This window comes from Cellulophaga tyrosinoxydans (genome assembly GCF_900176415.1).
Taxonomy (GTDB): Bacteria; Bacteroidota; Bacteroidia; order Flavobacteriales; family Flavobacteriaceae; genus Cellulophaga; species Cellulophaga tyrosinoxydans.
In genome coordinates, this window is record NZ_FWXO01000001.1 from 1329524 (window position 1) to 1349881 (window position 20358).

18 protein-coding genes and 1 pseudogene are annotated in these 20358 nt (G+C 34.1%); 13 read left to right on the plus strand and 6 right to left on the minus strand.

Annotation, left to right across the window (positions count from 1 at the left end; translation table 11 throughout):
• Positions 1 to 205: 205 nt before the first annotated feature.
• Positions 206 to 2416, minus strand: coding sequence for a hypothetical protein (locus B8963_RS16005; protein ID WP_200810819.1), 2211 nt, complete (start codon positions 2414 to 2416; stop codon positions 206 to 208).
• 88 nt (positions 2417 to 2504) lie between these two features.
• On the minus strand, positions 2505 to 5339 hold the full coding sequence (locus B8963_RS06035) for a TonB-dependent receptor (RefSeq protein ID WP_084060494.1): 2835 nt from the start codon (positions 5337 to 5339) through the stop codon (positions 2505 to 2507).
• A gap of 178 nt (positions 5340 to 5517) precedes the next feature.
• Here B8963_RS06035 and B8963_RS06040 point away from each other — a divergent pair, with 178 nt between their 5' ends.
• From B8963_RS06040 to B8963_RS06080, 9 genes are all read left to right on the plus strand, one after another.
• A complete protein-coding gene (locus tag B8963_RS06040) occupies positions 5518 to 6204 on the plus strand; it encodes a response regulator transcription factor (protein ID WP_084060495.1) in 687 nt (228 codons plus the stop codon).
• Positions 6204 to 7268 carry a sensor histidine kinase gene (locus B8963_RS06045; protein WP_084060496.1) on the plus strand — a complete coding sequence of 355 codons (1065 nt, stop codon included), beginning with the start codon at positions 6204 to 6206 and terminating at the stop codon, positions 7266 to 7268. Before B8963_RS06040 ends, B8963_RS06045 begins: the two co-directional genes overlap by 1 nt.
• A 96-nt stretch (positions 7269 to 7364) precedes the next feature.
• On the plus strand, positions 7365 to 8036 hold the full coding sequence (gene trmB, locus B8963_RS06050; protein WP_084060497.1) for a tRNA (guanosine(46)-N7)-methyltransferase TrmB: 672 nt from the start codon (positions 7365 to 7367) through the stop codon (positions 8034 to 8036).
• Positions 8037 to 8039: 3 nt separating this feature from the next.
• A complete protein-coding gene (locus B8963_RS06055; RefSeq protein WP_084060498.1) occupies positions 8040 to 8669 on the plus strand; it encodes a LysE family transporter in 630 nt (209 codons plus the stop codon).
• 2 nt (positions 8670 to 8671) lie between these two features.
• Positions 8672 to 9016 (plus strand): MGMT family protein, encoded by a 345-nt coding sequence (locus B8963_RS06060; RefSeq protein WP_084060499.1) that lies wholly within the window; start codon positions 8672 to 8674, stop codon positions 9014 to 9016.
• A 149-nt stretch (positions 9017 to 9165) separates the two neighbouring features.
• Positions 9166 to 10314, plus strand: coding sequence for an Mrp/NBP35 family ATP-binding protein (locus B8963_RS06065; RefSeq protein WP_084060500.1), 1149 nt, complete (start codon positions 9166 to 9168; stop codon positions 10312 to 10314).
• Positions 10315 to 10316: 2 nt separating this feature from the next.
• Positions 10317 to 10556 (plus strand): NifU family protein, encoded by a 240-nt coding sequence (locus B8963_RS06070; protein ID WP_084060501.1) that lies wholly within the window; start codon positions 10317 to 10319, stop codon positions 10554 to 10556.
• 74 nt (positions 10557 to 10630) lie between these two features.
• Positions 10631 to 11689, plus strand: coding sequence for an NAD(P)/FAD-dependent oxidoreductase (locus B8963_RS06075; protein WP_084060502.1), 1059 nt, complete (start codon positions 10631 to 10633; stop codon positions 11687 to 11689).
• A gap of 96 nt (positions 11690 to 11785) precedes the next feature.
• The gene (locus B8963_RS06080; protein ID WP_084060503.1) at positions 11786 to 12115 is read left to right on the plus strand and encodes a 2Fe-2S iron-sulfur cluster-binding protein; all 330 of its coding nucleotides are present in this window, start codon (positions 11786 to 11788) and stop codon (positions 12113 to 12115) included.
• 59 nt (positions 12116 to 12174) lie between these two features.
• Here the strand turns inward: B8963_RS06080 and B8963_RS06085 are convergent, their stop codons facing one another.
• Positions 12175 to 13911, minus strand: a complete 1737-nt coding sequence (locus tag B8963_RS06085; RefSeq protein WP_084060504.1) for an ABC transporter ATP-binding protein — start codon at positions 13909 to 13911, stop codon at positions 12175 to 12177.
• 181 nt (positions 13912 to 14092) lie between these two features.
• Between B8963_RS06085 and B8963_RS06090 the strand changes: the two genes are divergently transcribed.
• From B8963_RS06090 to B8963_RS06095, 3 genes are all read left to right on the plus strand, one after another.
• A complete protein-coding gene (locus tag B8963_RS06090) occupies positions 14093 to 16276 on the plus strand; it encodes an acylase (protein WP_084060505.1) in 2184 nt (727 codons plus the stop codon).
• A gap of 342 nt (positions 16277 to 16618) precedes the next feature.
• A complete protein-coding gene (locus B8963_RS16185) occupies positions 16619 to 16753 on the plus strand; it encodes a hypothetical protein (RefSeq protein WP_317043696.1) in 135 nt (44 codons plus the stop codon).
• 9 nt (positions 16754 to 16762) lie between these two features.
• On the plus strand, positions 16763 to 17218 hold the full coding sequence (locus B8963_RS06095) for a transposase (protein WP_317043697.1): 456 nt from the start codon (positions 16763 to 16765) through the stop codon (positions 17216 to 17218).
• Positions 17219 to 17472: 254 nt separating this feature from the next.
• Here B8963_RS06095 and B8963_RS06100 read toward each other — a convergent pair whose 3' ends face one another.
• Together B8963_RS06100 and B8963_RS06105 are read right to left on the minus strand one after the other, a co-directional pair.
• Complete coding sequence (locus B8963_RS06100) at positions 17473 to 18306, minus strand: hypothetical protein (protein WP_084060506.1); 834 nt, start codon at positions 18304 to 18306, stop codon at positions 17473 to 17475.
• A complete protein-coding gene (locus tag B8963_RS06105; RefSeq protein WP_084060507.1) occupies positions 18303 to 19565 on the minus strand; it encodes a hypothetical protein in 1263 nt (420 codons plus the stop codon). The genes B8963_RS06100 and B8963_RS06105 overlap by 4 nt, the downstream gene beginning before the upstream one ends.
• 120 nt (positions 19566 to 19685) lie before the next feature.
• Between B8963_RS06105 and B8963_RS16240 the strand changes: the two are divergent.
• Positions 19686 to 19820: pseudogene (locus B8963_RS16240) on the plus strand (hypothetical protein); the annotation flags it as partial.
• A 9-nt stretch (positions 19821 to 19829) separates the two neighbouring features.
• Here the strand turns inward: B8963_RS16240 and B8963_RS06110 are convergent.
• The gene (locus B8963_RS06110) at positions 19830 to 20234 is read right to left on the minus strand and encodes a hypothetical protein (protein WP_143312478.1); all 405 of its coding nucleotides are present in this window, start codon (positions 20232 to 20234) and stop codon (positions 19830 to 19832) included.
• Between the last annotated feature and the right edge of the window lie 124 nt (positions 20235 to 20358).

Sequence of the window (20358 nt, forward strand, 5' to 3'; positions counted from 1 at the left end):
CACTACAAATAGTATACCGCGAATATACTAATTTTGAATTTTTATCGTTGGCTCCGCCAAGGCAAAATAAAAAATATTCGATGAAGTGCACAAAAAATTGAGGAAAGACGTATTTAATCGGCTTTTGTATTAGGATATCTGAATTTAATAGTATAAAAAACCCCACTTTAAAGTGGGGTTTTAAGATTGGTATTCAATTTTTTAATTAAAATCTAGTCCATCCAGTAGTCCATGATGGTGCAGCTGCACCATTACCTGCTCCTGTATTTGTGGCTTGAGTGTAGAATGATTGATTTGCTCCAGCATAATCTGTAACTAAGAATCCAGAAACTGTAGCATCAAATTGAATGTTCGTTATTTTTAGATCATTAGCTTCAATTCTTGCAGCAGCATCAGTATCTGTATTTTTAACTTTAATACCTAAGTTAATGCCTGAGGTGTAAAAATTTTCAATAGTAAATTTCCCTCCACCTTCTTTAAAGTATAATGCACCTTCAGTAACTGGACCTACAACAGTTAAATTTTTAAGAGTTGTAGTAGTTAATGGAGTAATTGCGCCATTATCACCATTGTTAGAACCTTCGATACCCGCTTTAGCAGCACCAGTAATATACCAGTTTTCACCGTTACCTTGCCATCCATCAGCGAAATCAATACCATCATCTTCAGAATTGGTAGAAACTAAATATTTACCAGTAACAGTACCACCAAAGAACTCGATTCCGTCATCACTACCATTATAAGATTGTACATATTCGAAAGTTGTTCCAGAGCCTACTCCAAATAATGATACTCCGTTAAATTCTTTATCTGCTGTAAAAATTGCACCAGTGTACTCCACTCGTAAATAGGTAATAGAACCTGAACTATCTTCTGGAAGGTTTCCGCCATATGCAAGACTACCAACTTCAGAAGTTACGGCTGTTCCTTTATTTGTTGGTGCTTTTCCTGCTAAAACTAATCCTCCCCAATCACCTGAAGCTGGATTTGCTTTAGCTGAAGTCATAACGACAGGGTTCGTTGCAGTTCCATTTATAAATATTTGACCACCTTGAGAAACGGCAATATAAGCACTTGTTCCACCAGAAGCTTTTATAACTGTACCTGCAGGAATAGTAAGTTTACCACCATCTTTTATCACTAAAGCACTTGATAATAAGTATTCAACACTTGCATTTAAAGTAATATCAGAAGTAATATCTCCTTGTAAATTTTCTGATGCAGCAGCACTATTGCTTAATCCTTTTGTCCAACCAGCAGTCCAGTCTGGAGCAGCTGCTCCTGAACCTGCACCTGTTGCAACACCTTCGGTAAAAAATGATTGATTTGCTCCTGTGTAATCAGTTTTTACTAATGAGGCATCTGTATTTGCAAATTGTAACTTTGTAATTTTTAAATCATTAGCTTCAATTCTTGCGGCAGCATCGGTATCAGTATCTTTTACCTTTACACCTAAATTTACACCACTTGCATAGAAGTTATCAATTGTGAATTTCCCTCCACCTTCTTTAAAGTATAATGCACCTTCAGTAACAGGGCCTACTACGGTAATGTTTTCAAGTGTTGTAGTAGTCATTGGAGTTATAGCACCATTGTCACCATTGTTTGAACCTTCGATACCCGCTTTAGCAGCACCAGTAATATACCAGTTTTCACCGTTACCTTGCCATCCATCAGCGAAATCAATACCATCATCTTCAGAATTGGTAGAAACTAAATATTTACCAGTAACAGTACCACCAAAGAACTCGATTCCGTCATCACTACCATTATACGATTGTACGTATTCGAAGGTTGTTCCAGAACCTACTCCAAATAATGATATACCGTTAAATTCTTTATCAGCCGTAAAAATTGCACCAGTATATTCAACTCTTAAATATCTAATAGAACCTGAATTGTCTGCTGCGTTAGTACCACCGTATGATAATCCTCCAACTTCAGAAGTAACAGCTGTGCCTTTGTTTGTTGGTGCGTTACCTGCAATTACTAAACCACCCCAGTTTCCTGGTGCAGGAGAAGCCTCTCCTGAAGTCATAACTACAGGACTTGAAGAAGTACCATTAACGAATATTTGTCCGCCTTGAGAAACTGCAATATATGCACTAGTTCCTCCAGTTGCTTTTATAACTGTACCTGCTGGAATGGTAAGTTTACCACCGCTTTTTATAATATAAGAACTTGTTAGTTTATAAGTAATAGAAGCATCTAAAGTTTTTTCCCCAGTTAGTTCGCCTTCTAGTACATCATTTACAGTACAAATAACACCAGTAGATCCACCACAATCTATACCTGTTTCATCGCCATCTTGAATTCCATTATTGGCTGTGTTCGGATTGTCGTCATCTTTGTTACATGAAACTACGAATGCGGCAGTTGCAATCAGCAGTAAAAATTTTTTAAAATTTGTCTTCATTGTTTTTTATTTTATTTAATGCGAATTTAGACTGTCAATCTTAAGTCTTTGTTAACTAGAAATTACTAATAAGTAATTTCTACATTATTTAAAAGTTATATGATAACGATAATTTAAACTGGCTACCTTTTCTATAGGATTGTACAACTACATCTTGTACATCTTGAATTCTTTCAATCATAGGGTTGGTAATATTTTTAGCTGAAAGCCCTAAACCTATTCTTTTATTCAAATTCATTTTAAGAATAAAATCCAAACTGCTAACGGGTTGATCTATTAAATCTCCTTTACCATTAATACCAATAGCATAAACTCTATCAGAGAAATAGTTATAAGCTAAAGTTGCTTGTAAATCTCTGTCACTCGAAAATTGTTTAAAGAAACTAATATCGCCATTCAATAATAGATCAGAAGCTCCTGTTAACCTACCTTCTTCATTGGTAAAGTTTGCACTAAGTGGCAATACATCAAAAGCAGCAGTTTCTTCAGCTACTTTTGCGCCATTTAATTCTTGATTTGTATACATGTAGGATGCATTTAAACCAACAGAAAGTGAATTGGTCAAGAAACTATCTTCAGTTTCTACTTCTTTTTTGAACAAGTCTTTTCTCACTTCAAGTTCTGCTCCTAATACATGCGCCCAATCTCCAGAGTTTACATAACTAATATCATTAGAAGCTGAGTTTATGGTAACATCATTTATTGGATTTTGTATATATTTTCCAAATGCACCAACTGAGATTAATTCTGTTGATTTTGGGAAAAGCTCCCATTTAAAATCCACATTATAATCGGTTGAAGCGTATAACGCAGGGTTACCAATTGTAGATTGTGTTACTTCTTCGAATAGGAATAAAGCTCTTTCTTTAAATTGCGGCAGGGTATACGTTTTACTTGCAGCAAATTTTAAGTTTTGCTTTTCATTTAATTCATATTTTAACGATAAGCTTGGTAGCACTTGAAAAGTGTCAAATTTGCTTGTGTCTCCTACAGGATCGATAGCAGTACTCCAAGTTATTGTTTGGTTAATTTTTTCTCCTCTAATACCAGCGAAAATTGTAAATTTTGGAGAAAAAGAATATTCTAGGTTTGTAAATCCTGCATGAATATCTTGAGTACCATCATAAGTTTGAGGATCTAATACGCCAGGAACACCTAAGCCACCTCTAAAAGTTACAATGCTAAATAATCCGTTGTTTAAATTTTCCTGATTAAAATATGCATCTAAATTATGAACATCTTCAACTATTGGTTGATCTATTAGATTATTGTTTTGATCTCTTCTATTTATTCTAAAGTTAAACTGGGTAGCCTCAAATGCAACGTCTTTAATTCTTCCACTGTAACCTAATGTAAGTTTACCATCGAACTTTGCTTCTTCAGTATTTTCCTTAAACTTATAGGTTCCAGAAATGTTTGCCGCAGCTTCATTTTCGTTTAGTTCACCGTAAAATCTATTATTATCTCCAGCACTCAATGTTTGTACGAATGATTTTGGACCATTTGGTTCATCCCAATTTTCTGGAGTAACGATATTTTGTCTTCTATTAGGAATTGTATTTAGTATGGTATTGTATGATATTCCCCAATTAAGATCAATTTTTTCACCAAATTTATGATCTCCTAACAATTGATTTACAAAAAGTGATGTTCTTTCAAACTCTGCGCGTTGTGCAAAAGCACCACCATTTGGAGCGTTATCAAAAGCGTCTACAACACCTGTGTATTCTTCTTGACTTTGACTTGAAGTGTTTACATATAAAGAGTTTAAACTAATTTTGTTGTTGTTTTTTGCAAACCCAATATTTCCCATTAGGGTAGTATTTGTGTTATAGTTATATGAAATAAAATCATAATCCTTTCTTATGATGTTTGATGTAGTGACATTTGCTCTACTAATACCTTCTCTATAAGTGTAATCATTATCAAAAGATGCTACAGCAAAAAAGTTTAGTCTGCTTTCTTCTCCTATTTGAAAAGAATCACCTCCTTTTAATGAAATGCTGCTATTTGTTGGGGTAGGAGCTGTTGTTCTATCCCAACTAGTTCTAAAATTGTAATTATTTAATGGAAATTTAGGCTGACTTTTAGTGTAAAAACCTGTAAAATTTGGACCATCATTTAAATAAAAATCTTTCTGACCTAACGCTTCTGTATTTCCACCGATTCCAGCACCTAATTGTAGGAAACCATCACCTTTATAGTTTCTTGAAGAGATATCAATATTTGCACCCGCGTAATCACCATAATTCCGTGCAGTATAAGTTTTGTCTATACCAATAAATTCAACGATGTCTGTAGAGAAAATATCAAGGTCAATATTTTTCTTAGCTGTATTATTAGACGGTAATGGTAATCCATTTAAAGTTGTCATATTATAACGGTCACCTAAACCACGAACAAAAACGCTTCCAGATCCTTCTTGTTTTGAAATCCCTGTTGTTTTAGTAACAGCAGTTGCTACATCACTAACACCTTTTCTTGCAAGTTCTTGAGCACCAATGGCTGTCTTTATTTCAACTGCTTTTTTCTGATCCAATAAAAGTGCTGATTCAGTATCTTTTTTAGTTGTGGTAGTAACAACAACTTCATCTAATGACATTCCTTCACTGGCGGTCATTGATACATTTATTGTTGTTGATTTGCCACTCTCTACAATTACATTTGGAATTTCTATGCTTTCATAACCTAAATAACTAAAACTTAAAGTATAGGTTCCTGGTTCTACGTTATCAATTTCATAAAGTCCATCAAAATCTGAAGTAGTACCTTTAGTTGTGCCTTTTATAAGAATGTTTGCAAATGCTAAGGGCTCATCATTTGCTTCTTTGTCAATGATCTTACCTACAATGCTTCCGTTGCTTTGAGCATTCGTGAATGCAGTTGTAGCTATAAAAAATAAACTTAAAAATAATAGTCTCATTAGTGTATTTTGAATTTTGCGCAAAGGAACGTACTTGTTGTAAAGGTCATGTTACCTGTTTGTTAAACATTTATTTTCATAATGTTACCTTAATGTTATCATATTAAATCAACGTTAACTACCTTAGTTGTAATTGTATTATCTTTAACTTTGAGCGAATAATCAATTTAAAAACCTAATGAAGAAAAAAGACATTAGAATATTATTAGTAGACGACGAGCCAGATATTCTAGAGATATTAAGCTATAATTTATCAGCAGAAGGTTATGAAGTGTTTACTGCTAAGAATGGTGTGGAAGGCGTTGCCAAAGCTAAAAAAAAGGAACCGCATCTTATTATTTTAGATGTTATGATGCCTGAAATGGATGGTATTGAGGCTTGCGAAATTATTAGACAAACTCCAGGATTAGAAAATACCATTATCACATTTTTAACGGCTCGAAGCGAAGATTATTCTCAAGTTGCAGGTTTTGATGCAGGTGCAGATGATTATATAACAAAACCAATAAAGCCAAAAGTTTTGGTAAGCAAAGTTAAAGCCTTGCTAAGAAGATTAAAAGAAGAAGAAGCTCCGCTAGATGATATAGTTAAGGTGGGGAATATTATTATAAACCGCGAAGAGTATAAAATTATTAATAATGGCGAAGAACTTACACTACCAAGAAAGGAATTTGAGTTACTTGCGCTATTAACATCCAAGCCCAATAAAGTTTTTAAAAGAGAAGTTATTTTAGACAAAGTGTGGGGTAATGAAGTTGTGGTTGGCGGAAGAACTATAGATGTTCATATTCGTAAACTACGAGAAAAAATTGGTGATGATAATTTTAAAACAGTAAAGGGAGTTGGGTATAAGTTTATTTTATAATGGCGATACTATTTAAAAAGTCATATAAATTTGCTTTACGCTCTGCGTTATTTATTACCATTGTTTTATTTATTTTGTTAACCATTTTTCTATGGTTTAAAGAGGTTTTTGATTGGCAATTTTTGGTGTTGTCCAGTATTTGTATTTTTACTGTATGTTTTTTTGTTATTCAGTTAAGGGTAGAAAAATTTATCTATAAACGAATTAAAAGAATATATGATGATGTCTCGCTTTTAGAGTCTTCTACACTGTCTTCAAGAACGGTGACTACAGATATGAGTTCGTTAACGGCGGAAATTGAAAAATTTGCGAAAGACAAAAAAATAGAGATAGACACCCTAAAAATTAGAGAAGAATACAGACGAGACTTTATCGGTAATGTTTCGCACGAATTAAAAACACCTTTATTTACTGTGCAAGGGTACATCTTAACACTTTTAGATGGTGCCGCTAATGATAAAACATTACGAAAAAAATACCTTCAAAGAGCAAGCAAAGGGGTAGACCGCTTAATATATATTGTAAAAGATCTTGATTTAATTACCAAATTAGAAGTTGGTGATTTGCATATTGAAGTTGCTGAATTTAATATAGTGGAGTTAATACAAAGTGTTTTTGACCTATTAGAAATGAAGGCCGCCAAGAAAAAAATCACACTTACTTTCGATATGAAATATCCAGAACCAATAATGGTGAATGCGGATAAAGAAAAAATTCAGCAAGTAATTACCAATCTTTTGGTAAACTCCATTAAATACGGCCATGAAAATGGAACTACAGAAGTGAGTGTTGAAAATTTAATCAAAAACAAAGTAATTGTTAGAGTAACAGATAATGGAGAAGGGATTGCAAAACAGCATATACCCAGACTTTTTGAGCGTTTTTATCGCGTAGATAAAAGTGGTAGTCGAGAGGAAGGTGGCTCAGGGTTAGGTTTAGCAATAGTAAAGCATATTATTGAAGCGCATAATGAAAAAATATATGTAGAGAGTGTTTTAGGTGTTGGTTCAGAATTTTCTTTTACACTAGAAAAAAGTAAAAGCCAACCCGTTATCGCAAAGTAATTATAAGTGTATTCTTTTTGTGCATTATAAATTTATCTTCCAACAATCTTAAGGTAAGATTTTCATAGCTTTGCCGGCGAAATAAAAAATGGAATAGTGGGAAGTAAAAACAAACTTAAAAGGTTTAAAGAAAACGAAACATTTAATAATGTTGTACAACCTGATAGGGAAGAGGTTCAAAATGATTTATTTTCTTTGAAAGGAAAATGGAATACATTTTTTAAGAATGATAATCCCATTGTTTTAGAATTAGGTTGCGGTAAAGGAGAATATACCATAGGTCTAGCAAAACAAAATAAGCGCAAAAATTATATTGGAGTAGATATAAAAGGGGCTAGATTCTGGAGAGGTGCAAAAACCGCAAAAGAGGAAAATTTAACTAATGTTGGGTTTTTAAGAACTCAAATAGAATTAATAGATAAACTCTTTGAGGAAAACGAAATCTCAGAAATCTGGATAACCTTTCCAGATCCTCAAATAAAATACAAACGCACAAAACATAGACTTACCAATAAATTGTTTTTAGACAAATACAATAAAATCCTGAATAATGAGGGAGTTGTAAATTTAAAAACCGATAGTGAATTTATGCATGGTTATACCTTGGGCTTATTGCATGGATTAGGGCTAGAAGTTATTTATGCGAACCATAATGTATATAAGAATGAGGGTAGTCCAAAAGAAGTTTTAAATATTCAAACTTTCTACGAAAATCAGTATCTTGAAAAAGGAAAACCAATCACCTTTGTACAATTTAAAGTCAATTAACCAATGACTCATTTGCTCATTCTATTTTTTGTAACCTTTTCAGCTGCTTTTATGGCAACTGTGCCTCCTGGGTTATTAAACATGAACGCGGCAAAAACGAGTGTTGAAAAAGGAAAGTTAAACGGTATCATTTTTAGTTTAGGGGTTTCTACTATGATAATGCTGCAAGCTTATGTTGCCGTACTAATTTCAAAATATTTACATAATCATCCTGAAGTTGTTACTGTTTTATTAAAAATTGCCTTAGTTGTTTTTGCATTTTTTGCCATTTATTTTTTCGTGCTTGCTAGAAGGAATAAACCTCAAAAGGAAAAAGTACTCAATGTAAGTAAGAAAAACAGTTTTTTTAAAGGTGTTTTGTTGGCTGCATTGAACCTTTTAACCATCCCTTATTATAGTGGATTAAACGCTATGTGGAAAGCCTCTGGCTGGATCAAGTTTGAGGTTTCTGATATACTTATTTTCATATTAGCCGCAGGTTTAGGTACGTTTACAGTTTTGTATTTGTATACTATTTATTTTTATAAATTAGAAACAAAGAATAATACCTTCTCAAGAAACTCTAACTACATATTAAGTGGTTTAATGTCGCTTTTATTTGTTGTTACCTTAGTTCGGATATTTAATAGTTAACCATGAAAGAAGAAAACAAAAATTTCTTTCAAAAAGTATACGATGTAGCTCGTGAAATACCTTTTGGTAGAGTTACATCTTATGGGGCTATTGCAAAATATTTAGGGGCTGCGCGTAGTGCCAGAATGGTAGGATGGGCCATGAATGCTTCACATTTAATGGATGATGTTCCAGCACACAGAGTAGTAAACAAACAAGGCTTGTTGACGGGTAAGCATCATTTTGATGGGATAAATCTTATGCAACAGCTCTTAGAATCTGAAGGGGTTAAAATTGTAGATAATCAAATTCAGAACTTAGAAAAGCACTTTTGGGATCCCTATTTGGAATTAGGGGTTCAAGGTTAAAATTAGTTGTAGCAGATTTAAATTTCCGCATAAAATAATTTTATTCAATCATTTTTTATTTCAATTTCAACCTTTCTTAATATCCGTTCTATACTGTATCTTTGCAATTTAGAATCAGTTTTAATAAAAACTGAAAAAGAATTGTTAGCATGAAATTAGAGAAGAAAGATATCCTAAAAGCTTTAGAGTTAATTACCGTTCCTGGCGAAGGTAAAAACATGGTAGAAAGTGGAGCTGTAAAAAATATTCAAATATTTGGTGATGAAGTAGAGATAGATCTTACCATTGCCAACCCTAGTCTACAAGCACGTAAGAAAACAGAGGTAGAGATTCTTAAAATAATTCATAAAGAAGTTTATGAAAAAGCCAAGATAAAAATCAATGTAAAGGTAGAAGCACCTGTAGCTTCATCTGCTCCTAAGGCAAACCAAATTAAAGGTAAGGCCATTCCAGGTATTCAAAACATAATAGCTGTTGCTTCTGGAAAAGGTGGTGTTGGAAAGTCTACGGTTACTGCTAATTTAGCGGTAACACTGGCAAAAATGGGCTTTAAGGTTGGACTTTTAGATGCGGATATTTATGGGCCATCAATGCCAATTATGTTTGATGTTGCTATGGAAAAACCATTGGCAGTAACCATAGATGGCAAATCAAAAATGAAACCTGTAGAAAGTTACGGCGTAAAACTATTATCAATCGGATTTTTTACACAGCCAAATCAGGCAGTAATTTGGAGAGGACCAATGGCTTCCAAGGCTCTAAATCAGATGATTTTTGATGCGCATTGGGGCGAAATAGATTTTATGCTAATAGATCTTCCTCCAGGAACTGGAGACATTCATTTAAGCATTATGCAAGCTATGCCAATAACTGGTGCTGTAGTCGTAAGTACACCTCAAGAAGTAGCTTTGGCTGATGCACGTAAAGGTGTGGCTATGTTTCAGCAAGATTCTATTAATGTGCCTGTTTTGGGTATTATAGAAAATATGGCTTATTTTACTCCTGAAGAGTTGCCAAACAATAAATATTATATCTTCGGAAAAGAAGGCGCAAAACATTTATCGGAAGATTTAAAAGTTCCTTTCTTAGGAGAATTACCTTTGGTACAAAGTATACGTGAAGCTGGTGATGTTGGAAGGCCTGCGGCTATGCAAACAGCAACTCCAATTGAGGCTGCTTTTGAAGAAATTACAAGAAACGTTGTTCAAGAAGTGGTAAACAGAAACGAAAGTTTACCGCCAACTGAAGCAATTAAAATAACAACAATGGCGGGCTGTTCTGCTGTTAAAAAGAAATAATTATGACATCGGAAGAGCTAAAAATGAATGTTGAAAAAGCATTAGAAGAAATTCGTCCTTTTTTACAAAGCGATGGAGGAGATATATCCTTAATATCCATAGATAATGGTTCTTCTGTAAAGGTCAAGTTAGAAGGGGCTTGTGTGGGTTGTTCTGTGAACCAAATGACCTTAAAAAGTGGTGTGGAAATGACCATAAAAAAGTATGCTCCACAGATAGAAGAAGTGATTAATATAGCTTAGCGTAACTGATAAATATCAGGATTTATATGCATATGAAGAGGTAATTTTATGGCCTTGATAAATTTTATATTTTAATGATTAAGACAGATATACTAATCATCGGCGCAGGACCTACGGGTCTTTTTGCCGTTTTTGAGGCGGGATTACTGCAACTAAAATGCCATTTAATTGATGCCTTGCCCCAAGCTGGTGGACAATGCGCAGAAATTTATCCTAAAAAACCTATTTACGACATACCCGGATTCCCGGAGGTGTTGGCTGGCGATTTAGTGGATAATTTAATGGAGCAAATAAAACCTTTTCAACCTGGTTTTACTTTAGGAGAGCGAGCAGAAACTATAGAAAAACTAGAAGATGGCACGTTTATAGTTACTACAAATAAAGGCACAAAACACCAAGCGCCGATAGTGGCAATTGCTGGTGGTTTAGGAAGCTTTGAACCAAGAAAACCTTTATTAGACAATATCGAAAAATTTGAAGATAAGGGTATTAACTATTTTATTAAAGATCCAGAAGTTTATCGCAATAAAAAAGTAGTGATTGCAGGCGGTGGAGATTCGGCTTTAGATTGGAGTATATTTTTGGCCGATGTAGCATCAGAAGTTTCTTTGGTACATAGAAGAAACGAATTTCGTGGAGCGCTAGATTCTGTTGAGAAAGTGCAAAAACTTAAAAACGAAGGCAAGATTAACCTAATAACTCCAGCTGAAATTGTTTCTTTAAACGGTAATGGGGTATTACAATCTGTAAATATTCTTAAGACTGCTGAGGTTCAAGAACAAATAGAATTAGAAGTGGATCATTTTATTCCACTTTTTGGCCTATCTCCAAAATTAGGACCAATAGGTGATTGGGGTCTTGAAATAGAAAAGAATGCTATAAAAGTAAATACCTTTGATTACCAAACTAATATTCCAGGAATCTATGCTATTGGTGATGTAAATACCTATCCAGGTAAATTAAAACTTATTTTATGCGGATTTCATGAAGCAACTTTAATGTGTCAGAGTGCGTTTCAAAGAATTTTTCCGGATAAAAAGTACGTTATGAAATATACTACTGTAGGTGGCGTTACTGGTTTTGATGGTAGTAAAAAAGAAGCAGAAAAAGCAGTAATCAAAAGTATAGATTAATCACAAATTATTTAAAGTTGTTAAAGCTGCAGACATTTTATTCTTTTAAAGGGATAAACTATCTAAATTTGCAAACAATTTAAAAAATAGCATTACATGAGCGATGTAAAAATAAAAATCATAGACCGCGATGGTGTTTCTCACGAAGTAGATGCCCCAACCGATATGAATATGAATATTATGGAACTGGTTAGAGCTTATGAACTTGCCCCAGAAGGAACCATAGGAGTATGCGGTGGAATGGCTATGTGCGCATCATGCCAATGCTATGTGCTTAGTGAAACGGAGTTGCCTGCTAAATCGGATGATGAAGATGCTATGTTAGCAGAGGCATTTTATGTAAAAGATAATAGCCGACTAGGTTGCCAGTTGCATATATCCGAAGAAATGGATGGTCTTGAAATAGAACTAGCTCCTGAGAGTTAATGAAATAAAATACTTTAAAAGGCCCTTAATTTAATCTTTAAATTAAGGGCTTTTTAGTTTTATATCCTCGCTTGATACGTAAATAGATTATAATACCTACCTTCTTTAGCAATTAGCTCATCATGTGTGCCTTGCTCTGCAATTCTACCATCTTCGATTACTAATATTTGATTGGCTTTACGAATAGTGCTTAATCGGTGTGCAATAACAAATGTTGTTCTTCCTTCGGTTAAAGCGGCTAAACTTTTCTGAATCAAAGCTTCACTTTCGGTATCTAAATTAGAGGTAGCTTCATCTAAGATTAGTATTTTAGGATTGGCCAATACTGCTCTGGCAATAGCAATTCTTTGGCGTTGCCCCCCTGATAATTTTACACCACGTTCTCCGATTAAGGTTTCCAAACCTTTTTCAAATCGGTCTGTAAATTCGTTTACATAGGCAGATTTTACAGCAGCTTGTATTTCTTCCTCCGTAGCGTCTGGTCTTGGAAAAATAATGTTTTGTCTTATAGTGCCTTCAAATAAAAATTCATCTTGTAATACCACACCAAGATTTTTACGATAACTGCTTAAATTTACTTTGGAAACATCTTCACCGTCAACAGTAATTGTACCAGACTGCGGATTTAAAAAAGTAGCGGCTAATCCAGCAATGGTAGATTTTCCAGAACCTGAACTACCCACAAGCGCAACTACGTTTCCTGATTTTACTTCAAAATTTATATTATGCAATACCTCTTTATCTTCCTCGTAGGCAAAAGAAACATTATCAAAAACAATATCTCCTTTAATTTTATCTAGAACAATAGTTCTATTTTCCTCGTCGGACTCTGGGGTCATATTCATTAACTCTTCGGTACGGTCTAAGCCTGCAAGCGCTTCGGTTAACTGACTTCCAATATTACTCATTTGTACAATAGGCGCAATCATTTGTGCCAATAGTATGGTAAACATTAAAAACTCACCCGTAGTAAGCGTACCCTGAATAATTTTGTAACCTCCAAAACCCATTACCCCAGTAGTTGCTAAACCGATTAAAAAAGTAGCAGAGCTTGTCATAAAGGCCGTGGTGGTTAAACTCTTTTTTACATTTTTAAAGAGTTCATCTACACCAGCTTCAAATATTTTATGTTCCTGAGCTTCGGCATTAAATCCTTTTATAACACGCACTCCACCTAAGGTTTCTGTGAGTCTGCCTGTAACTTCAGCATTTATTTTACCACGATTTTTGAAAATAGGTCTTATAATTTTAAATGCTTTCATTGCAATTACCCCAAAAATCGCCAGAGGAACAAAAGTAAATAAGGTCATAGCAGGACTAATATTCAATAGTAAAACTATAGAAACAACAGCGGTAACAGTACCTCCCACTAATTCTACTAACCCTGTTCCAATTAAATTACGAACACCTTCAACATCGGTCATAATTCTAGAAACAAGAGCGCCTGATTTTACATTATCAAAAAACCGAATAGGCAGCGATAACACTTTCTTCTGTACCTGAGCACGTAATTCCGATATTAGGTACTGTGCCTGTACACTTAAAATATAAGTTAGTAAAAATGAAGTAGCGGCTTGTACTAAAATAGCGGCTATAACAATAAAGACTAAAAGTTTTAGTGTAGGCACATCTTTTTCCGGCAGAATAGTATCGAACAGGTATTTAGATGCGTATGCAGGAACAAAACTTGCTGTTTTACTTACGGCAATTAATAATAAACCTATAAACACCAAATTTCTTCTTGGCCATATAATAGTTTTAAATGCCGTTAACATGGTTACTTTTTTCTCAGCCATATGAGTTATCTCAAAATTTATGAATTTTTTACCTAGTTGATTAGTCAACAAAAGAAGTACAAAGTTACTTTAAAACTATGGATAAGTTTTTAATAATTCGCAGTGGATTAATTTTCATTTAAAATTAGTTTATAACGTTTAAGTCGCTTATTTTCATAGAGCAAATTGAAAAATTAAACCCATGAGAATAGCTTTTTTACTTCTACTCGTAATTGTTTTATATAGCTGTAAATCGGAGCCTACAAAAAACAATTTGGCGACTAAGTATTCGCAGTATGTTGGGAATGTAGAAATTATTAGAGATGATTTTGGTGTACCGCATATTTATGGTAAAACCGATGCTGATGCCGTATTCGGACTTTTGTATGCGCAATGCGAAGACGATTTTAATCGGGTAGAACAAAACTATATTTGGGCCACAGGCCGATTGGCAGAAGTGGAAGGAGAGGAGGCTTTGTATAGCGATTTGCGAGCGAAACTTTTTATGACAGAAGAAGAAGCCGTGGCTAATTATGAAAAAAGTCCAGATTGGCTTAAAAAATTATGTGATGCTTTTGCAGATGGAATAAATTACTATTTAGAAACCCATCCTGAAGTAAAACCAAAACTAATAACGCACTTTGAACCATGGATGCCTATGTATTTTAGTGAAGGTTCTATTGGAGGTGATATAGAACGTATTTCCATTGCTAAAATTAAAGCATTTTATGAAGGGAAGATGGAAATCCCTAAAGCAAAACTCCTAGAAACGGAAAAAGCCATTGAAGAATTGGAGCCTCAAGGATCTAACGGCATTGCCATTTCCGGGCAGCTTTCCCAATCTGGGAATGCTATGTTGTTAATAAATCCGCATACGTCATTCTTTTTTAGAGGTGAAGTACATGTGGTGAGCGAAGAAGGTTTAAATGCCTATGGAGCGGTAACTTGGGGGCAGTTTTTTGTGTATCAAGGCTTTAATGAAAAAACAGGTTGGATGCATACCTCTACCTATACTGATGTAATGGACGAATTTAAAGAAACCATTATGCAGGTAGAAGATAAACTAGTTTATCAATATGGGGAAGAATTACGACCTGTCAAAAAAGGGGAAGTGTTATTAAAATATAAAGTGGGTGATAGTCTACAAGAAAAAAAAGTGCCAACCTACAGAACGCATCACGGACCAATAACACATGTAGTGGATGGACAATGGACCGCTTCTGCTATGATGTGGGAACCTGTAAAAGCATTAGAACAATCTTTTGTACGCACAAAACAAACAGGATATAAAGGCTTTCGTGAAATGATGGATATAAGAACCAATTCATCTAACAATACGGTGTATGCCGATGCTGAAGGGAACATTGCCTATTTTCATGGTAATTTTATTCCGAAAAGAGACGTTAGTTTTGACTATTCGCAGCCGGTGGATGGCAGCAACCCAAAAACCGATTGGCAAGGATTGCATACGGTTGATGAAAACATTTTACTGCTAAACCCCAAAAATGGTTGGATACAGAATTGTAATTCCACACCTTATACCGCAGCATTGGAGTATAGCCCAAAAAAGGAGAATTACCCAAATTACATGTCTAAAGACCAAGAGAATTTTAGAGGCATTCATGCTATTAATTTATTAACGGATAGTAATGGTTTTACCTTAGATAGTCTTATAAAATTAGCCCATGACCCGTATTTACCGGCATTTGAAAAATTAATTCCTGGGTTGATAACAGCTTACGAGAGTAATGATGACAAAAATCCGAAATTTAAAGAGCCAATAGCCATTTTAAAACAATGGGATTTAAAAACCTCGAAAGCAGCTGTTGCTATGACCTTAGCGCATTATTACGGTACGGTATATTCGCAAATGGTTACCGCACCAGAAGGTTTTAGTGATATGGAGCGCTTAAATTATTTCGGAACTGAATCGCCAACAGGAGAACGTTTGCAAGTTTTCGAGGCCGTACTCGATAGGTTAAACTCTGATTTTGGCACTTGGAAAATGCCTTGGGGCGATGTAAACAGGTATCAGCGTTTAAACGGGGATATTTTTCAAGCGTTTAATGATACTTTGCCAAGTATGCCCATTGGTTTTGCATCGGGCAGGTGGGGAGCTTTGGCTGCTTACGGAGTGAGTTATACCAACAACACCAAAAAAATATATGGCACCAGAGGCAATAGTTTTGTTGCCGTAGTAGAATTTGGGGCCAAAGTAAAAGCAAAGAGTATGCTCGCTGGCGGACAAAGTGGCGACCCAAAATCTGCCCATTTTGATGATCAAATACAACGCTATGCCGATATGCAATTTAAAGATGTTGCTTTTTATAAAGAAGATGTTTTAAAAAGAGCTAAAGAAACGTATAGGCCTGGGGAGCGGGAATGATATTAAATTATGAAGAGTATCAGCACGTTTAAACATAATAGCCTCAAAATCGGGAGACTTTGCGGAGTGGGGAGTGAAAGAGTGTAAAGGAAAAGGCAAAAATGTCAGTTCGAGTGCTTCGACGATAGGAGAAGTGTATCGAGAACAGGTTACTGGCAAATAGGTTGAAGATTGATAGTTGATGGTTGATGGCAAAAAAACAAAATGTCAGTTCGAATGATTTTGTAGCGCAGCGGAATAATAGTATCGAGAACCAGCTGGGCTAATGCACCCCCGCTCCGCAAAGTCTCTCGACTTTGAGGAACAAACAGCGTCGAAAAGATTAAAGTAAATTAAAAAGGAATGAAAGAAGGTTATATCATTAGAGAACAAGACAAAGCACATTTTATTACTGCTACAGTAGTAGACTGGATAGATGTCTTTACAAGGCAACGTTATAATGATATCTTAATAAACAGTTTAGAATATTGCATATAAAATAAAGGAATGATTTTATATGGCTATGTGATTATGAGTAACCATGTGCATTTAATTATACAATCTAGTGATGGAAAATTATCTGATTTAATTAGAGATTTTAAAAAATTTACAGCTAAAAATATATTAGAAAGCATACAAAATGAACCAGAGAGCAGGCGAGAATGGATGTTAGAACGTTTTAAAAAGGCAACAGAAACACATTCACGTAATAAAGAATATCAATTTTGGCAATATGGAAATCATGCAGTAGAAATATATTCGATTGACTTTATGTGGTCTAAATTAGATTACATTCACATGAATCCTGTTCGTGCAGGTATTGTAGAAAAAGCAAGTTATTATAAATATTCAAGTGCTAGTAATTATGTGAACGGCAAAGGAGTAATTACGGTTGAATTAGTAGATAATCTAGTAGTAGATGTATTAAAACCAAATTCATTTTTAAATTATGAAAAATATTGAACATTGGAGCCTCAAAGTCAGGAGACTTTGCGGAGCGGGGCGGGATGTGCTCCAAAATATTCATTAAATTTTGAAAAATCGTCTTTCAATTGGTTTTGTGAAAATCCTTTAATGCAAATGCCATTTTTTCTATATATAATTCTGCCATAGTTACATGGTCAGGGTTACTTTTTTAAGTAAGAAAGAGAAGGCACGGATTACTAATCCGCGCCATCGGGGGAGCATGGGTTAATAAAATTAAAAAAAAAGAATTTTCATTTAGTTTTCATCGGGATCAAAAAGTTTGAATTATATTTTATAATTCCATTTTTCACAAGGATGTCGCAAAAATATTTATTAATTATGATTCTTTTTCTTCCTCCAAAAAATTCTTCTTTCGTTTTACATATTAAAAATTTAAACTCTTTTTCGAATGGTGGAAAAAAATCCATAGTTTGAACCCCATATTGTTTTGAATTACAAGAATCTTTTGGATCATGAATATCATAAAGACTCCTTTCAATTTTTAAATTACTTTCTGCGATAGGAACCACTAATTGTACAGTGTCATTTGAAACTTTTCCAGTCTTGAATATAATAACATCTCTTGATTTTAAACCTAAAGGTTCAAAAACAGTCAGGAAAAAATCTCTTTTTACAAACATGTAATCAGGTTCACCATTCAGTGTAAATGCAACCTGATTCTTTTTCCAATTCATTTTATTAATTTGAAAGGAAGAGATTTGAGTTTTATTAACTTGATATTCTCCGCATTCACTATTAAAAGTTATCGATGCATAAGATCCATCTTCGGGTTGTGGAAATCCTGTTGCGGGGGCACATATTTCTAAAACGTAATTTTCGGAATCCTTTAAATCTTTTTTTGAGAATAACACTGTAGCTTGCTTTATGTTGAATTCTTCAGGTCTTGTTTTATTAAAAATAGAATCTACCTTAGAGTAATGATTAATTAATTTATTATATTTCACTCCTTCTTCAATAGTAAAGCCAAAATATCCTTCCTCAATTTGCCTATTTAGATTTAAGCTATTTAAAAAAGTCACATCTTTTTTTCTCCATTTGCCAAAAACGGAATATATTTTTATCATAATCCTAGCACTTTTAATATTTCGGGGTAATCCTTGTATATTTCCTTTGCAGCTTGTTGGACGGCACTTATTGGCGCTGTACTTGTTCTATAACCTGTCCACCCAATCGCCTTACCATCATAGCCAATGGCTGCCTTCCATCTCTGTGTAAAGAGATTATGTTCAGCCTCAGTAAGAACAAGTGATTGCCAATTCCTAGTATTACTACCTAACCATTTTGCAACATTTGGATTAGTAAGTAGTCTTTGTTCAATCAAATGATGTATTTGTACTCCCAATTCAGACCTAAGTACATTTAGCGCCTCAAAAACTTTAACATGTTCTGCGTAAGTTTTAAAACCAAATTTTTCAGCATATCGAAATCCTTTTAACGAATTCTTTGGGGAACTTGTAATTAGCCGATTTAATATTGCAAGAACTTCAGGTGACTTTAAAGCTTGTGGCAATTTAGTCAAAAATTTTATTGTTAACGTAGATCCAAGTTCAAAAAGAGCTAAATCTAAAACAGGATCAAATGACTGAACTATAGCTGTAATTACAGTTACCCATCTTCGTAATTGCATTCTTAAACGAAGGTCTCTTGTGGTTAAATAATAGCTGTAAAGTTCATCATTAGAAAATTCTGTGAAAGATTTATTTATCTCTTTGAGATAGCCAGAAAGTTCTTTTTCGCTAGGATTGCCATGCGTCTCTAGAACATTAGTGTAAATATTAATTTCTGATATTAGCATTTCCCTAGTTGTGCCTTGGATTTCCAGAATAGGCTTATTTGAAAAGGCAATAGCCTCTTTGACAAACTCTACATCTGCGGTATTATAGTTTCTTTGGTCTAAATAATTCAATATTTGTATGATTTCTGAAATATTTGTTTCATTTCTAAGCCAACCATACTCAGGTCGTCTTGTCCATTGAGAACCATAAAGCTTATTTCCCAACAATGTTCCTTGCGCGTAAACAAATTCATTAAATTTTACATTTACATGATCATCAATTACTTGTTTTTTAATTTGCTCCAAATTATTTCTTAAATCATTACATTTCCCTGTTACTTTATCTAATATATTTCTTTCACACTCACTCACTTTTTCATTAATATAATTACCTCGAAAAACTAATTGCTCTAGAGTAAGCTCTTCAGAATATTTTTTACCTAATTCCAATATGAAATTGTTATCAGAAATTTTCGGTATTTTCTCTCTAGGGGTATTAATTAGCAAAATTGAAGAAGGGTTTTTATACTCTAAAAGATATGCAGCCATTAAAAACCCCGCTAGCGCGAGCGTCACGCTCGTGCCAGCAACAGTAAGTTAGTATAAATATGAAAATAGTAAAAATAACTAGGTGTAAAACATCCCCCTAACCTCGCTGACGGACAAAGTGGCGATCCAAATTCTCCGCATTTTGATGATCAAATACAACGCTATGTCGATATGCAATTTAAAGATGTTGCTTTTTATAAAGAAGATGTTTTAAAAGGAGCTAAAGAAACGTATAGGCCTGGGGCGCTGGAATGATTTGGAAATCTAAATGTTCCGCTTATTTATTTTTTCCCAAATATCATAACTCTCGTAAAATTCATCATGTAAAAAATCATAATGATCATCAAAATCATCTGGCATATCAATTAATAAATAATCAGATTTTTTGCCAAATTCGGCTAAAGGTTCCGATACTCCGTCAATAATACATAAGAGACTAAAGAATGAATCATCTAGATTTCGCGACAATATTTTTTCAAAGGTATTTTGTAGTAAAGGATTACTTTTTAGTTTGTCAATAAGTTCATTTTCTTCATCTGTAAGACCAAAGTAAGAAAGCGATTTTTCCTCCTTATTTTTAAGTTTTTCATTGGTAAAGTGCGTTGCTTCATAAATAATCTGACGGATCTGTAAAAGCAAAGCTTGTTTATTCTCTTCGGATAGTTTCATAAAATAAATTCTAATGATAGAAATTTCCATTCATATTTGCCTGATATATACCATAAATTAAGCACAATAAAAAAACTATAAAAAAGATAATATTTCTTTTTATTAAATTCTTTTTTAAGTGCTT

Excerpts from the sequence above, each read along its gene's own strand:
- B8963_RS16005 (WP_200810819.1), bottom strand. The coding sequence starts at position 2,416 with ATGAAGACAAATTTTAAAAAATTTTTACTGCTGATTGCAACTGCCGCA.
- B8963_RS06035 (WP_084060494.1), bottom strand. The coding sequence starts at position 5,339 with ATGAGACTATTATTTTTAAGTTTATTTTTTATAGCTACAACTGCATTC.
- B8963_RS06040 (WP_084060495.1), top strand. The coding sequence starts at position 5,518 with ATGAAGAAAAAAGACATTAGAATATTATTAGTAGACGACGAGCCAGAT.
- B8963_RS06045 (WP_084060496.1), top strand. The coding sequence starts at position 6,204 with ATGGCGATACTATTTAAAAAGTCATATAAATTTGCTTTACGCTCTGCG.
- B8963_RS06055 (WP_084060498.1), top strand. The coding sequence starts at position 8,040 with ATGACTCATTTGCTCATTCTATTTTTTGTAACCTTTTCAGCTGCTTTT.
- B8963_RS06060 (WP_084060499.1), top strand. The coding sequence starts at position 8,672 with ATGAAAGAAGAAAACAAAAATTTCTTTCAAAAAGTATACGATGTAGCT.
- B8963_RS06065 (WP_084060500.1), top strand. The coding sequence starts at position 9,166 with ATGAAATTAGAGAAGAAAGATATCCTAAAAGCTTTAGAGTTAATTACC.
- B8963_RS06070 (WP_084060501.1), top strand. The coding sequence starts at position 10,317 with ATGACATCGGAAGAGCTAAAAATGAATGTTGAAAAAGCATTAGAAGAA.
- B8963_RS06075 (WP_084060502.1), top strand. The coding sequence starts at position 10,631 with ATGATTAAGACAGATATACTAATCATCGGCGCAGGACCTACGGGTCTT.
- B8963_RS06080 (WP_084060503.1), top strand. The coding sequence starts at position 11,786 with ATGAGCGATGTAAAAATAAAAATCATAGACCGCGATGGTGTTTCTCAC.
- B8963_RS06085 (WP_084060504.1), bottom strand. The coding sequence starts at position 13,911 with ATGGCTGAGAAAAAAGTAACCATGTTAACGGCATTTAAAACTATTATA.
- B8963_RS06090 (WP_084060505.1), top strand. The coding sequence starts at position 14,093 with ATGAGAATAGCTTTTTTACTTCTACTCGTAATTGTTTTATATAGCTGT.
- B8963_RS16185 (WP_317043696.1), top strand. The coding sequence starts at position 16,619 with ATGAAAGAAGGTTATATCATTAGAGAACAAGACAAAGCACATTTTATT.
- B8963_RS06095 (WP_317043697.1), top strand. The coding sequence starts at position 16,763 with ATGATTTTATATGGCTATGTGATTATGAGTAACCATGTGCATTTAATT.
- B8963_RS06100 (WP_084060506.1), bottom strand. The coding sequence starts at position 18,306 with ATGATAAAAATATATTCCGTTTTTGGCAAATGGAGAAAAAAAGATGTG.
- B8963_RS06105 (WP_084060507.1), bottom strand. The coding sequence starts at position 19,565 with ATGGCTGCATATCTTTTAGAGTATAAAAACCCTTCTTCAATTTTGCTA.
- B8963_RS06110 (WP_143312478.1), bottom strand. The coding sequence starts at position 20,234 with ATGAAACTATCCGAAGAGAATAAACAAGCTTTGCTTTTACAGATCCGT.